The sequence below is a fragment of the Bacillus sp. FSL K6-3312 genome (assembly GCF_038007485.1).
GTDB lineage: Bacteria > Bacillota > Bacilli > Bacillales > Bacillaceae > Bacillus > Bacillus pumilus.
Genome location: NZ_JBBOXI010000001.1, coordinates 2200426 through 2214713, shown reverse-complemented (window position 1 = coordinate 2214713; position 14288 = coordinate 2200426). Strand labels below are relative to the sequence as shown.

The following is a 14288-nucleotide window of genomic DNA, read 5'->3' as shown; positions in this document are numbered from 1 at the left end:
CGTTGGATGTAAACCAATACTTAGATATCTTTTTAGATGAAAGCAGAGAACACTTACAAACTTGTAATGAAAAACTTCTTGATTTAGAAAAGAACCCAACTGACTTGCAGCTAGTGAATGATATATTCAGAGCGGCTCACACATTGAAAGGCATGAGCGCAACGATGGGCTACGCTGATATGGCTCAGCTAACACATCATTTAGAAAACATGTTTGATGCCATTCGAAATGAACAAATGATTGTCACACCTGAGTCAATGGACACGATGTTTGAAGCACTTGATCACCTTGAAGCAATGGTTCAATCAATTGCAGAAGGCGGAGATGGGAAACGCGATGTCACAGAGATTAGTAAAAAGCTAGATGTGACAGGAAGCCATGCTGAGGCAGCTCCTAGTGTTGAAACAGCGGATGTATCAGCGGCTGCTGCTAACGACTTAGACTATAACGAATTTGAACGAACAGTGCTTGATGAAGCGAGGGAACAAGGCTTTAAATGTTATGAACTCAATGTAACATTAAGTGACGCATGCTTATTAAAAGCCGTTCGTGTCTATATGATCTTTGAAAGACTGAACGAAGCAGGCGAGGTCGTCAAAACAGTTCCAAATGCAGAACTTTTAGAATCAGAAGATTTCGAATCTGAATTCAGTATTTCTTATTTATCTAAACAACCGATGGACGTAGTGAAAAAAATCGTGATGACGATCTCAGAAGTTGAACAAGTTGAGATCTCAGAATTTTCTGCATTTGAAGAAGCGACTCCAGCTGAAAAACAAGAAGCAAAACCTGAACAGAAAAAAGAAGAAGTCTCCGTGCCTGCTGCGAAAGCACCAGCAAACGATGCGCCAAAAGCAAATGGCAATAACGGTGCAGCTGCCGGTGGCACGAAAACGATTCGTGTCAACATCGATCGTCTAGATTCTCTTATGAATCTATTTGAAGAGCTGGTTATTGATAGAGGACGTTTAGAACAGATTGCCAAAGAGCTTGAAAATAACGAACTCACTGATACGGTCGAAAGAATGACACGTATTTCAGGCGATCTGCAATCGATCATCCTGAACATGAGAATGGTACCTGTAGAAACTGTGTTTAACAGGTTCCCTCGTATGATCCGTCAATTGACAAAAGAGCTCAATAAGAAAATTGAACTGATCATTGAAGGCGCTGATACTGAGCTTGATCGAACAGTGATCGACGAGATTGGAGATCCGCTCTTACACTTACTCAGAAACAGTCTAGATCACGGGATTGAATCGCCAGAAGAACGTGTGAAAAAAGGCAAGCCAGAAAAAGGAACCGTTCTATTAAAGGCTTATCATAGTGGAAATCACGTCTTCATTGAAGTAGAAGATGACGGCGGCGGGATTAACCGTAAAAAGGTGCTTGAAAAAGCACTAGAGCGCGGGGTTATTACCGAAAGAGAAGCGGAAACCATCGAAGATCATCAAATTGATTCATTGATCTTTGCAGCAGGATTCTCTACAGCTGATGAGATATCTGACATCTCAGGCCGCGGTGTAGGTCTTGACGTCGTGAAAAACAAGCTGGAATCACTAGGCGGATCTGTGAGCATCAACTCAACAGAAGGACAGGGCTCATTGTTCTCTATCCAGCTCCCGCTTACATTGTCAATTATTTCCGTTCTTCTTGTGAAGCTGGAAGAGGAAACATTTGCGATTCCGATTTCTTCTATTATTGAAACGGCTGTTATTAAGAAAAGCGACATCCTTCAAACGCATGATCGTGAAGTGATTGACTTCCGCGGATTTATCGTACCGGTTGTGTACCTGAAGAAACAATTCCACGTACCAAATGCGAATGAATTAGAGGAAGAACTGCACATTATCGTTGTTCGTAAAGGAGACAAGCTGACAGCATTTGTGGTCGATTCATTCATTGGTCAGCAAGAGGTTGTATTGAAATCACTAGGAGATTACCTGCCAAACGTGTTTGCGATCTCAGGCGCAACAATCCTAGGCGACGGTCAGGTTGCACTCATCGTTGACTGTAATGCACTGATCAAGTAAAAAACAATAGAGGAGCGGTCTGAAATGAGTACAGATATCAAAACTGGCGAAAAGATGATTGTGTTTATCGTAAACAAAAAAGAATACGCCATTTCAGTATCAGAAGTAAAGTCCATTGAAAAATGGCAGCAACCGACAAGAATCCCTGGCGTTGCCCCTTATATATGCGGTGTTATTAATCTGCGCGGTGTCGTGACGCCTGTCATCGATCTTAGAGTGAGACTTGGATCAAGTGACAACGAAATTACAGATGAAACAAGAATGATTATTGTACAAGTTGGTGACATTGAAGTCGGCTGGGTTGTTGATGAAGCAAATGATGTCATTACAGTCCATCAGGAAGAAGTAGAATCTTCTCCTGAATCAGCTGAAAAAGAAGGACAATCATGGGTGACAGGTATCATTAAGCATGATCAGCGTCTATTTAATATCATTCATCCTGGTGCTGTCCTCGATAAGAGCGTTCAAGATGCACCTGTTCATTAAGGAGGATGTGAAATGAGCATTTTCAATGAAATAAAAGATGAACAGCTGGATGTGTTAAGAGAGGTCGGGAATATTGGAGCAGGCCACGCCGCGTCTGCTCTTGCCAGCCTATTAGATCGCAAAATAGATATGGCTGTTCCGTTTGTCAAGGTTCTCTCTTTTGAAGAATTAATGGATTTTTTTGGTGGTGCAGACCTCCCAGTTGCAAGTATTTTCCTGCGAATGGAAGGAGATTTATCTGGCTCTATCTTTTTCATTATGCCCTTTGAGCAAGCCGAGCAATTTGTAAGAGAGCTTGTACGAGATCCAGCATTTGATATTGATACCATTCACGAGCATGTGATGGGGACGTCAGCACTACACGAGCTGGGAAATATTTTAGCAGGCTCTTATTTATCAGCCCTTGCCGATTTAACAAAATTGCAGCTTCACCCAAGTGTTCCAGATGTTACGCTCGATATGTTCGGGGCTGTCATTAGCGAAGGATTAATGCAATTTAGCCCTCTAGGTGATCAGGCAATTGTGATTGATACATCAATTTTTGATGATCAAAATAAGCAAGAGCTGAAAGGAAATATGTTTCTATTACCAGACTTTGAATCGTTTGAAAAACTATTCAAAGCATTAGGTAACCTGTAATGAACGTTCAGATTCCGGCAGTTGTAAAGGTTGGTATTGCGGATGTTCAGCTTGTGAAAACACCGGATCGCATTCGGACATCCGGACTTGGTTCTTGTGTAGGGCTTGTTCTGTTTGATCAAGAAAAAAAACTGGCAGGTCTTGTCCATGTCATGCTTCCAGACTCATCCCTTGCAAAAGGGGCAGTGGAGAACTTGGCTAAATATGCAGATACAGGTGTCAAGCATACAATTGATCTGCTCCTTAAAGAAGGAGCGCGCAAACATGCGCTAAAGGCAAAACTTGCTGGTGGCGCAGAAATGTTTAAGTTTAAGACAACCAATGATCTGATGAGAATTGGACCTAGAAACGTATCAGCTGTTAAAGAACACCTGTCTCTTTATCGCATCCCGATCATTAGTGAGGATACGGGCGGGAACAATGGCCGTACGATTGAATTTGACCCGCTTACGACAGAGCTTGAGATCCGCACTGTGAAGCAAGGCATTATGAAGATATAACTAAGGAAGTATAGGGGGAGAAAGATGCAATCCTTAAATTACGAAGATCAGGCGCTATGGGCTAGATGGAAAGAGTGGAAGGACCCAGCTGCTGGAGATGATCTTATGCGCCGCTATATGCCGCTTGTCACATATCATGTTGGAAGAATTTCCATCGGTCTCCCGAAGTCAGTGCATAAAGAAGACTTGATCAGTCTAGGGATGCTCGGTTTATATGATGCCCTTGAAAAATTCGACCCCGGAAGAGATCTGAAGTTTGATACATATGCATCCTTCAGAATCCGCGGGGCCATCATCGACGGTCTTCGTAAAGAGGACTGGCTGCCTCGTACATCAAGAGAAAAAACAAAAAAAGTAGAAGCGGCTATTGAAAAGCTTGAACAACGCTATTTACGAAATGTGACGCCGACAGAAGTGGCAGAGGAACTTGGCATGAGTGAACAGGATGTTGTCACAACAATGAATGAAGGTTTCTTTGCAAATCTGCTTTCAATCGACGAGAAGCTGCATGATCAAGAAGACGGTGAAAACGTCCAAGTCATGATTCGCGACGAGAAAACTGTGACACCTGAGGAGAAGATGCTGAAAGATGAATTAATAGAACAGCTTGCTGAAAAAATGACCGAGCTATCTGAAAAAGAAAAGCTCGTGATCAGTCTTTTCTATAAAGAGGAACTGACGTTAACGGAAATCGGTCACGTGCTCAATTTATCGACCTCACGCATTTCGCAAATTCATTCAAAGGCATTGTTCAAGCTTAAGCATCTGCTTGATAAAGCCATTCAATCTTAAAGAGTTAGTGAGTGAAAAAATATGTTATGGCTGATTAGCTTCATGCTTCATGCTGCACTTATTTATTTTGTGATCATTTTATATACGAGAATGAATTCGCTGAAGGCAACTGAACAAAAGCAGCGAGAACTTCTAGAAGAAACGGAAAATACCCTGGCTGCATTTTTGATGGAAGTCAAAGAAGAGAATGACAAACTATCAAAAGTGGCAGCCGCTTCCCCTGATTTTTCTGCTGTAGAGCTGAAAACAGATTTTCAGACACCAAAGCAGCCACAAACACCAATTGAATCCCAGCAATCGGTAGAAAGTGAAGAGCCAGTACCAGAGCACTTGTCGGCTCTCCTTAGCGAAGTTGAAGTGCAGGAAGAGAAGGTAAACGAACCCGTTCCACATCTTGAATCAGACGCTTTTGCGTCTTCTGAAAGTGAAGTAGAAGAAACATTCGAGGACCAAGTGAAGACCTTATATGACCAAGGGCATTCGCTAGAAGAAATAGCGAAAGAACTGAAAACGGGCAAGACAGAAATCGAGCTTTTATTAAAATTTAGCGGAAAGCTGTAAAGGATTCTTGATTGTCAGTCCATCATGTGTTATATTATTTCTTGGTGTTAAATACACACGCTTAATGATTCGTATGAAGGTGCTGCCGTGGCGCAGTTTTATGTGAACATGACTTGAGCGGAGGAAAAAAAACCATTATATTAGGAGGCAACAACATGTCAGTTATTTCTATGAAACAATTGCTAGAAGCTGGTGTACACTTCGGTCACCAAACACGCCGTTGGAACCCAAAAATGAAGCGTTACATCTTTACAGAGCGTAACGGTATCTACATCATCGATCTTCAAAAAACGGTGAAAAAAGTAGAAGAAGCTTACAACTTCACGAAAAACCTTGCTGCTGACGGAGGAAAAATCCTTTTCGTTGGTACGAAAAAGCAAGCACAAGATTCAGTGAAAGAAGAAGCAATCCGTTCTGGTATGTTCTATGTGAACCAACGCTGGCTTGGTGGAACTTTAACAAACTTTGAAACAATCCAAAAACGTATCAAACGTTTAAAAGATATTGAAAAAATGCAAGAAAACGGTACATTCGATGTTCTTCCTAAGAAAGAAGTCGTTCAACTGAAAAAAGAATTAGAACGTCTTGAAAAATTCCTAGGCGGAATCAAAGACATGAAAGGTCTTCCGGATGCACTTTTCATTATCGACCCTCGTAAAGAGCGTATTGCAGTTGCAGAAGCTCGTAAATTGAATATCCCAATCATCGGTATCGTTGACACAAACTGTGATCCAGACGAAATTGATGTTGTGATCCCTGCAAACGATGATGCAATCCGTGCTGTAAAACTTCTAACTGCTAAAATGGCAGATGCGATTCTTGAGTCTAAACAAGGCGAAGAAGAAGCTGTTGTAGAAGAAACGACAGAAACTGAAACAACAACTGCGTAACCTATTCAAAAGGTGATAAGAGGGAAATGCCTTTTATCACCTTTTTTTCACCTAGTAATCCGTGTTTTAACATAGAAGGAGGAAATGTAAAATGGCTATTACTGCTCAATTAGTGAAAGAACTGCGTCAAAAAACTGGTGCAGGTATGATGGACTGTAAAAAAGCGTTAACAGAAACTGATGGTGACATCGATAAAGCAATCGATCTTCTAAGAGAAAAAGGAATTGCAAAAGCTGCGAAAAAAGCAGACCGTATTGCTGCAGAAGGATTAACTCTTATCAAAACTGACGGCAACACAGGCGTGATCCTAGAAGTGAACTCTGAGACTGATTTCGTTGCGAAAAACGAAGGATTCCAATCACTTCTTAACGAACTTGCTGATCATTTGCTTGCTGCTAAACCTGCAACAATTGAAGAAGCTCATGCTTCTAAAATGGAAAACGGTTCAACAGTTGAAGAGCATATTACATCTGCAATTGCGAAAATCGGAGAGAAAATCACTCTACGTCGTTTCTCTGTTATCACGAAAGAAGATAACGCAGCATTCGGTTCTTACTTACACATGGGCGGACGCATCGGTGTGTTAGCTGTTCTTAACGGAACAACTGACGAAGAGCTTGCAAGAGACATCGCAATGCACGTTGCTGCTGTAAACCCTAAATACATTTCTCGTGACCAAGTGTCAGAAGAAGAAGCAAACCGTGAGCGCGAAGTATTAACGCAGCAAGCGCTTCAAGAAGGAAAACCTGAAAACATCGTTGCTAAAATGGTAGAAGGCCGTCTAAACAAATTCTTCGAAGAAATTTGTTTACTTGACCAAGCTTTCGTTAAAAACCCAGATGAAAAAGTGAAACAAGTAGTAGCTGCGAAAAACGCAAGCATTCAAACTTATGTTCGCTATGAAGTGGGCGAAGGCATCGAGAAGCGTCAAGACAACTTTGCTGATGAAGTGATGAGCCAAGTGAAAAAATAATGTTTGAAAAGCTCTCTGGGGCTTTTTTAGGGAGCACAAGCACTGTGTTCCCTATTTTTTAGAGGATATTGATTTACAAAAGGCAGTTTCTTACGCATAATAAGAGACGGTATAGTATACACTTGGAGGTTATCATGAGCAAACCGAAATATAATCGCATTGTACTGAAGCTAAGTGGCGAAGCACTAGCAGGTGATGCTGGAAATGGAATTAACCCAACTGTCATTCATTCAATTGCAAAGCAAGTAAAAGAAATTGCAGAGCTAGATGTTGAGGTTGCAGTTGTTGTAGGCGGAGGAAACCTTTGGCGCGGTAAGACAGGTAGTGACTTAGGAATGGACCGTGCAACAGCAGACTACATGGGCATGCTGGCAACAGTGATGAATTCACTCGCGCTACAAGACAGCCTAGAAACGCTTGGCATTCAGTCTAGGGTACAAACCTCTATCGAAATGAGACAGGTTGCAGAACCATACATAAGAAGAAAAGCGATCCGTCATCTTGAGAAGAAACGTGTCGTGATTTTTGCTGCAGGTACTGGTAACCCTTATTTCTCTACAGATACAACGGCAGCACTTCGTGCAGCAGAAATTGAAGCAGATGTCATTTTAATGGCGAAAAATAATGTAGACGGTGTCTACAGTGCTGATCCTCGTACAGATGCGGATGCAGTAAAATATGACAAGCTTTCATATCTTGATGTGCTAAAAGAAGGGCTTGCAGTAATGGATTCTACTGCGTCCTCATTATGTATGGACAATGACATTCCATTGATCGTATTCTCTATTATGGAAGAAGGAAATATTAAACGTGCCGTAAATGGCGAATCAATTGGAACGATAGTGAGGGGGAAATAACGTGTCAAAAGAAGTATTGAACCAAACGAAAGAAAAAATGGAAAAAGCCGTTCAAGCATACGGACGTGAACTTGCAACTGTTCGTGCGGGCAGAGCAAATGCTTCATTGCTTGATAAAGTGACGGTTGATTATTACGGTGCACAAACACCACTTAACCAAATCGCGTCAATCACAGTGCCAGAAGCACGTATGCTGATTATCACACCTTATGATAAAACAGCTATCGGTGATATCGAAAAATCGATCCAAAAGTCTGATCTTGGCATCACGCCAACAAGTGACGGAAATGTGATCCGTATTGCGATTCCTGCACTAACAGAAGAAAGACGTAAAGAGCTTGTGAAAGTGGTAAGAAAATATTCAGAAGAAGCAAAAGTAGCTGTTCGTAATGTTCGTCGTGATGCAAACGATGAGTTGAAAAAGCTCGAGAAAAATGGTGAGATCACTGAAGATGAATTAAGATCATCAACAGAGGATGTTCAAAAATTGACAGATGAATATGTCGCTAAAATTGATGACGTGACGAAAGATAAAGAAAAAGAAATCATGGAAGTTTAAGAAAAAACTATGTACAATAGATAATAGTGAAAAGACCCTCTTCATGTTTACAGGGGGTTTTTTTGTTAATACTGTTGGTGACTATATTATTAGCGGAAACGCAACCTTTTTGGGTGATGGAGGAATCTCATGCTCAATATACTCAAAAATTGGAAGAATCAGCAAACTGCAGCTTCCAACTTAGAAAGTCTGACAAAAGAAGACATATTAAATGGAGAAATTCCTGCACATATCGCCATTATCATGGATGGGAACGGAAGATGGGCAAAAAAACGTGCTCTTCCGCGGGTAGCAGGACATCATGAAGGAATGAAAGTCGTCAAGCGCATGACAAAGCTTGCAAATGAGCTGAATGTCAAAGTGCTGACTTTGTATGCTTTCTCTACGGAAAATTGGAAACGTCCAAAACTAGAAGTAGACTTTTTAATGAAACTTCCTGAAGAATTTTTGAACATCTACCTGCCCGAGCTCATCGAGGAAAATGTCCGTGTGCGTTTAACAGGTGATCCAGACGGCCTCCCGCAGCATACGAAAAGAGCGGTAGAGAACGCAGTAAAGAGTACGGCGAATAACGACGGACTCGTTTTGAATTTTGCGCTCAACTATGGAGGGCGCACAGAAATCGTCTCCGCATGCAGACAAATTTCTGAAAAAGTCAAAGAAGGTAAGCTTCAAGCAGAAGACATCACAGAAGAGATGTTTTCAGCTTATTTAATGACAGAATCTCTTCAAGATCCGGATTTGCTTATTCGCACAAGTGGAGAAATTAGATTAAGCAACTTTATGCTTTGGCAAATTGCGTACAGCGAGTTTGTCTTTACGGATGTGCTTTGGCCTGACTTTTCTGATGAGCATCTTATAGGCGCTATCGGAGAATACCAGCGCCGCGGCCGGAGGTTCGGTGGAATTTAGAGGGTGGTGCAGATGAAACAAAGAATTTTGACGGGTGTTTTGGCAGCTGCAGTCTTTTTACTTGCAGTTATATATGGACAGATGCCATTTACCCTGCTGATTTACTTAATGGGAAGTGTCGCTCTCTTTGAGCTTCTAAGAATGAAAAAGATATCGATTTTCAGCTTTCCTGGTATTGTCAGCTTAATATTGCTTTGGCTTTTAATGGGCGGAGAGAACAGCTTCTTCCCGAACGTAGACGCATCAAAAATGCAGATTGCTTTATTTGCAGTCTTAATTCTTTTAACTTATACAGTGTTGAGCAAAAACTCTTTCACATTCGATGAGGTTGCTTTTGTGATATTAGCGACATTATATATTGGTGTCAGTTTCTATTATTTTATCCAAATTAGAGGCTTATATGGCATGAGTGCGATCTTCTTCGCAGCAGTGATTATTTGGTCCACTGACTCAGGTGCCTATTTTATTGGGAAATCTATGGGAAAACGAAAGCTCTGGCCAGAGATCAGCCCAAACAAAACAGTAGAAGGATTTATCGGTGGAATCGTCACAGCGGTCGTGTTGTCATTTGTGTTTCAGGCGGTTACAGGATTTTTGCCATCATATCTGCTTGTTATGTTTATTACGCTTTTGCTCAGTATCTTTGGGCAGCTTGGCGACCTTGTGGAATCTGCTTTAAAGCGTCATTACCACGTGAAGGATTCAGGGACAATTCTCCCTGGACATGGCGGGATTTTGGACAGGTTTGACAGCTTTTTATTCGTTCTGCCGTTTTTATATTTACTGCTCGCAACGTTTGCCAGCTAACCTCATAGAAACTTATTGAACGAGAGAAGGAGTGGCAATTTGAGATATATTTCGCTATTAGGCGCAACAGGATCAATTGGAGAACAAACATTAGATGTGATGAGGCAGCACCCAGACAAATTTAAGCTGAAAGCCATGACGTTTGGCCGAAATGTAGACAAAGCCATACCAATCATTGAACAGTTTCAGCCTGAATTTGTCGGATGCTTAAGTGAAGAGGCCTATCACACGCTAAAAGGTCATTCATTTGAATACGATGTCAAGATAGCTGCTGGTGATGAAGCCAACATCGAAGCCGCGACCTATGAAGCAGTGGACGTTGTGGTCAATGCCCTTGTCGGAAGTGTCGGGCTTGTTCCAACATTAAAGGCCATTGAACAAAAAAAGACGATTGCACTCGCAAATAAGGAAACACTTGTGACAGCTGGTCATATAGTAAAAGAGTACGCGAAAAGATATGATGTACCTTTACTTCCTGTCGATAGTGAGCATTCCGCTATTTTTCAATGCCTGCAAGGTGAACAAGCTAAAAACATTGAACGCTTAATCGTGACAGCTTCAGGTGGTAGTTTCCGAGATAAAAAACGAACTGAACTTGAAGGTGTTACGGTTGAAGAAGCGCTGAACCACCCAAACTGGTCAATGGGAGCGAAAATTACCATTGATTCAGCGACGATGATGAATAAAGGGCTCGAGGTGATTGAAGCGCATTGGTTGTTTGATATACCTTATGACCAAATTGATGTGCTGTTACATAAGGAGAGCATTATCCATTCGATGGTGGAATTTCACGACAAAAGCGTCATGGCTCAGTTAGGGACACCTGACATGAGAGTGCCCATTCAATATGCACTCACATACCCTGACAGGGCGCCGTTACCAGAAGCGAAATCATTGAACCTTTGGGAGATTGGACAATTGAATTTCCAAAAAGCGGATTCTAACAGGTATCGCTGCTTACATTTTGCTTATGAATCAGGTAAAATAGGGGGGACAATGCCTGCTGTGCTCAATGCAGCAAATGAAATGGCAGTCGATGCATTTCTGAAAGGCAAAGTAACGTTCCTGCAAATTGAAGAATTGATTGAAAAGGCACTAAACAGACATCATGTGATTTCAACGCCTAGTTTGCAAGATATCCATGAAGTGGACAAAGATACACGAGACTTTGTTCAATCAATCCTCACATAAGGTGGTATGTTCGTGAATACAGTGATTGCGTTTATTATTATTTTTGGAACGCTCGTTTTTTTCCACGAGCTTGGCCATTTAATTATGGCGCAGCGAGCGGGGATTTTATGCCGTGAGTTCGCAATTGGTTTTGGACCGAAGATTTTCTCCTTTAAACGAAAGGAAACCGTTTATACCATTAGACTTCTCCCTATTGGCGGATTTGTTAAAATGGCAGGAGAGGACCCTGAAGTCATTGAAATTAAACCAGGTCATACAGTGGGGCTCTTATTCAATGAGCAAAATGAAGTAGAAAAAATCATCTTAAATGATAAAGAAAAATATCCTGATGCACTTGTCATCGAAGTGGAGCAAATTGATTTAGATCATGCCATGAGAATCTCAGGATATGAAGCTGGAAATGAAGATATTTTGACTGGCTACAATGTGAGTCAAACAAGCTTTTATATTGCAGATGGTGAAGAAATTCAAATCGCACCGTACAATCGCCAATTTGGATCAAAAACGGTATGGCAGCGTATTAAAGCGATCGCAGCTGGACCGATTATGAACTTTATTTTGGCTTATGTGATTTTAGTTGCTTTAGGATTTATTCAAGGGGTTACCGTTGATGATCCTGTACTCGGCAAGCTGACGAAAGACGGCCGCGCGGCAGAAGCTGGACTCATGCAGGGAGACCACATCGTGTCCATTAACGGGGATAAAATGAATTCTTGGACAGACGTCGTTCAAACCGTTCAAAAGAACCCTGAGAAAAAAATGAATGTCGTCATTGACCGAGACGGAAAAGAAAGCACTGTGCAGGTTGTACCAGAAGCTGTGAAAGCAGACGGAAAAAACATTGGCCGTTTCGGATCTTATCCGCCAACGGAAAATGGATTTCTGAAGGTTATTTCATCCTCAGGAACAACTGTGATTTCAACAGCAGGTTTGATTTTAACGAACTTGCAAAAAATTGTCACAGGGCAATTTTCATTAGATATGTTAGCAGGTCCTGTTGGAATTTATGACATGACAGGAGAAGTAGCTAAGCAAGGTATGTTAACATTAATGCAGTTTGCGGCGTTCCTTAGTATTAACTTAGGCATCGTGAATTTATTGCCGATTCCTGCACTAGACGGAGGACGTTTACTATTCTTGTTTGTTGAAGCCATTCGCGGTAAACCAATTAATCGTGAGAAAGAAGCACTTGTTGTCTTTATCGGTGTTGCATTCCTCATGCTGTTAATGCTAGTGGTTACGTGGAATGACATCCAGCGATTATTTTTATAAAAACCAATGTCTCTTGTTTCTCATTACGGGAAACAAGAGTTTTTGTGAGAAGTCCTATTTCATAAATGAGGTGTAACGACATGAGACAATCCCTGACTTTTATTCCAACTCTTCGAGAGGTGCCAGCAGATGCTGAAGCAAAAAGTCACCAGCTCTTAGTAAGAGCTGGGTTCATTAGACAAAATACAAGCGGAATCTATCATTATCTTCCGCTTGCTCATAAAGTCATCCAGCATATTCAATCCATCGTTCGCAAAGAGATGGAAAAGGCGGGAGCAGCTGAGCTGTTAATGCCAGTGCTGCAGCAGGCAGAAATGTGGCAAGAGTCAGGAAGATGGTATACATACGGTCCAGAATTGATGCGTATGAAAGATCGTCATGGCCGTGAGTTTGCACTTGGCCCAACGCACGAAGAAGTGATTACATCACTCGTACGCAGCGAAGTGAAATCGTATAAGAAACTTCCTTTAACTCTTTATCAAATTCAATCAAAATTCCGCGACGAACAGAGACCGCGTTTTGGGCTGCTGCGCGGACGTGAATTTATTATGAAAGATGCGTACTCATTCCACTCTTCACCAGAAAGCCTTGATGACACTTACAATAAGATGTTTACAGCTTACTCCAATGTATTCTCAAAAGTAGGTCTTAATTTTAGACCAGTCATTGCAGATTCTGGTGCAATGGGAGGAAAAGATACACATGAGTTTATGGCACTGTCAGAAGTAGGAGAAGATACAATCGCATACTCTGACACATCTTCCTATGCTGCGAACATTGAAATGGCTGAAGCTGTATATCAAGGGGAAGAAGCAAACCCTGCGGACTTCAAAGAACTTGAAAAAGTCCATACACCGCAAGTGAAAACGATTCAAGACATCGCTGGATTTTTAGAAGTTGATCCTTCTCTTTGTATCAAGTCTGTTTTGTTTAAAGCAGATGATGCGTATGTTCTCATCCTGACGAGAGGCGACCATGAAGTAAATGATGTGAAAGTGAAAAACTTGGTAGGAGCACAGCTTGTAGAGCTTGCTACTCGCGAAGAAGTACTGGAAGTCATTGGAACAGAGCCTGGATTTGTTGGCCCAGTGAAGCTGGAAGCAGAAGTCGATATTTATGCAGACCTTGCGGTTAAAGGCATGACAAATGCTGTCGCAGGTGCAAACGAGGCGGATCATCACTATGTCAATGTCAATCCTGCGCGTGATGTGTCAGTGAAAGAATTCACAGATCTTCGTTTGATTCAAGAAGGAGACGTTTCTCCAGATGGAGAAGGCACAATCCAGTTTGCCAAGGGGATTGAAGTAGGACAAGTCTTTAAACTAGGCACTCGTTATTCTGAGTCAATGGATGCGACGTACCTTGATGAGAATGGTCGAGCGCAGCCAATGATTATGGGTTGCTATGGTATCGGTATCTCTAGAACGCTTTCAGCGATTGTTGAACAGCATCACGATGAGAAAGGAATCATTTGGCCGGAAGCTGTTGCGCCATATGACCTTCACCTCCTTGCATTAAATATGAAAAACGATGCTCAAAAAGAGCTAGCTGAAACGTTATACGAGCGCTTAGAAGATCAGGGCTTTGACGTACTTTTCGATGACCGCCAGGAGCGTGTCGGAGTGAAATTTGCAGACAGTGATTTAATTGGGCTGCCAATTCGCATTAGCTGCGGAAAACGTTCAGAAGAAGGCATTGTTGAAGTGAAGTTTAGAAAATCAGGGGAATCACACGAAGTATCTGTTGATGAGCTGATTTCATTTATACGCCAAGCATAAAAAACGAACAAAAAAATGAAGGTACCTCCTGTAGAAAA

15 protein-coding genes are annotated in these 14288 nt (G+C 41.7%); all 15 read left to right on the top strand.

What is annotated here, in order from left to right; translation table 11 throughout:
- Positions 1-2 precede the first annotated feature (2 nt).
- The 15 genes from MHI11_RS11495 (at position 3) to MHI11_RS11425 (ending at position 14250) form a co-directional block, all read left to right on the top strand.
- Positions 3-2033: a chemotaxis protein CheA gene (locus MHI11_RS11495; protein WP_340961118.1), complete on the top strand. Its 2031-nt coding sequence runs from the start codon at positions 3-5 to the stop codon at positions 2031-2033.
- A gap of 24 nt (positions 2034-2057) precedes the next feature.
- Complete coding sequence (locus MHI11_RS11490; RefSeq protein WP_044141900.1) at positions 2058-2519, top strand: chemotaxis protein CheW; 462 nt, start codon at positions 2058-2060, stop codon at positions 2517-2519.
- A gap of 12 nt (positions 2520-2531) precedes the next feature.
- Positions 2532-3158 carry a chemotaxis protein CheC gene (locus MHI11_RS11485; RefSeq protein WP_003211405.1) on the top strand — a complete coding sequence of 209 codons (627 nt, stop codon included), beginning with the start codon at positions 2532-2534 and terminating at the stop codon, positions 3156-3158.
- Positions 3158-3658 carry a chemotaxis protein CheD gene (locus tag MHI11_RS11480; protein ID WP_044141899.1) on the top strand — a complete coding sequence of 167 codons (501 nt, stop codon included), beginning with the start codon at positions 3158-3160 and terminating at the stop codon, positions 3656-3658. The genes MHI11_RS11485 and MHI11_RS11480 overlap by 1 nt, the downstream gene beginning before the upstream one ends.
- A gap of 24 nt (positions 3659-3682) precedes the next feature.
- Positions 3683-4450 carry a FliA/WhiG family RNA polymerase sigma factor gene (locus MHI11_RS11475; protein ID WP_012009976.1) on the top strand — a complete coding sequence of 256 codons (768 nt, stop codon included), beginning with the start codon at positions 3683-3685 and terminating at the stop codon, positions 4448-4450.
- Between the two features lie 21 nt (positions 4451-4471).
- The gene (locus tag MHI11_RS11470; protein ID WP_044141898.1) at positions 4472-5011 is read left to right on the top strand and encodes a Swarming motility protein SwrB; all 540 of its coding nucleotides are present in this window, start codon (positions 4472-4474) and stop codon (positions 5009-5011) included.
- 155 nt (positions 5012-5166) lie between these two features.
- Positions 5167-5901, top strand: coding sequence for a 30S ribosomal protein S2 (rpsB, locus tag MHI11_RS11465; RefSeq protein WP_003212093.1), 735 nt, complete (start codon positions 5167-5169; stop codon positions 5899-5901).
- A 91-nt stretch (positions 5902-5992) separates the two neighbouring features.
- Positions 5993-6874 carry a translation elongation factor Ts gene (gene tsf, locus MHI11_RS11460; RefSeq protein WP_044141897.1) on the top strand — a complete coding sequence of 294 codons (882 nt, stop codon included), beginning with the start codon at positions 5993-5995 and terminating at the stop codon, positions 6872-6874.
- A 134-nt stretch (positions 6875-7008) separates the two neighbouring features.
- A complete protein-coding gene (pyrH, locus tag MHI11_RS11455; protein WP_003210919.1) occupies positions 7009-7731 on the top strand; it encodes a UMP kinase in 723 nt (240 codons plus the stop codon).
- 1 nt (position 7732) lies between these two features.
- Positions 7733-8290: a ribosome recycling factor gene (frr, locus tag MHI11_RS11450; RefSeq protein WP_003212469.1), complete on the top strand. Its 558-nt coding sequence runs from the start codon at positions 7733-7735 to the stop codon at positions 8288-8290.
- A 129-nt stretch (positions 8291-8419) separates the two neighbouring features.
- A complete protein-coding gene (locus MHI11_RS11445; protein WP_044141896.1) occupies positions 8420-9202 on the top strand; it encodes an isoprenyl transferase in 783 nt (260 codons plus the stop codon).
- Between the two features lie 12 nt (positions 9203-9214).
- Entirely contained in the window at positions 9215-10009 is a 795-nt protein-coding gene (locus MHI11_RS11440) for a phosphatidate cytidylyltransferase (RefSeq protein WP_044141895.1), read from the top strand.
- Between the two features lie 39 nt (positions 10010-10048).
- Positions 10049-11200, top strand: coding sequence for a 1-deoxy-D-xylulose-5-phosphate reductoisomerase (dxr, locus tag MHI11_RS11435; protein ID WP_340961116.1), 1152 nt, complete (start codon positions 10049-10051; stop codon positions 11198-11200).
- Positions 11201-11206: 6 nt separating this feature from the next.
- On the top strand, positions 11207-12472 hold the full coding sequence (gene rseP, locus MHI11_RS11430; RefSeq protein WP_340961115.1) for an RIP metalloprotease RseP: 1266 nt from the start codon (positions 11207-11209) through the stop codon (positions 12470-12472).
- A gap of 80 nt (positions 12473-12552) precedes the next feature.
- Entirely contained in the window at positions 12553-14250 is a 1698-nt protein-coding gene (locus MHI11_RS11425; RefSeq protein WP_044141892.1) for a proline--tRNA ligase, read from the top strand.
- Positions 14251-14288 lie beyond the last annotated feature (38 nt).

Excerpts from the sequence above, each read along its gene's own strand:
- MHI11_RS11425 (WP_044141892.1), top strand. The coding sequence starts at position 12,553 with ATGAGACAATCCCTGACTTTTATTCCAACTCTTCGAGAGGTGCCAGCA.
- pyrH (WP_003210919.1), top strand. The coding sequence starts at position 7,009 with ATGAGCAAACCGAAATATAATCGCATTGTACTGAAGCTAAGTGGCGAA.
- MHI11_RS11445 (WP_044141896.1), top strand. The coding sequence starts at position 8,420 with ATGCTCAATATACTCAAAAATTGGAAGAATCAGCAAACTGCAGCTTCC.
- rpsB (WP_003212093.1), top strand. The coding sequence starts at position 5,167 with ATGTCAGTTATTTCTATGAAACAATTGCTAGAAGCTGGTGTACACTTC.
- MHI11_RS11485 (WP_003211405.1), top strand. The coding sequence starts at position 2,532 with ATGAGCATTTTCAATGAAATAAAAGATGAACAGCTGGATGTGTTAAGA.
- rseP (WP_340961115.1), top strand. The coding sequence starts at position 11,207 with ATGTTCGTGAATACAGTGATTGCGTTTATTATTATTTTTGGAACGCTC.
- MHI11_RS11475 (WP_012009976.1), top strand. The coding sequence starts at position 3,683 with ATGCAATCCTTAAATTACGAAGATCAGGCGCTATGGGCTAGATGGAAA.
- MHI11_RS11480 (WP_044141899.1), top strand. The coding sequence starts at position 3,158 with ATGAACGTTCAGATTCCGGCAGTTGTAAAGGTTGGTATTGCGGATGTT.
- MHI11_RS11440 (WP_044141895.1), top strand. The coding sequence starts at position 9,215 with ATGAAACAAAGAATTTTGACGGGTGTTTTGGCAGCTGCAGTCTTTTTA.
- tsf (WP_044141897.1), top strand. The coding sequence starts at position 5,993 with ATGGCTATTACTGCTCAATTAGTGAAAGAACTGCGTCAAAAAACTGGT.
- MHI11_RS11490 (WP_044141900.1), top strand. The coding sequence starts at position 2,058 with ATGAGTACAGATATCAAAACTGGCGAAAAGATGATTGTGTTTATCGTA.
- MHI11_RS11470 (WP_044141898.1), top strand. The coding sequence starts at position 4,472 with ATGTTATGGCTGATTAGCTTCATGCTTCATGCTGCACTTATTTATTTT.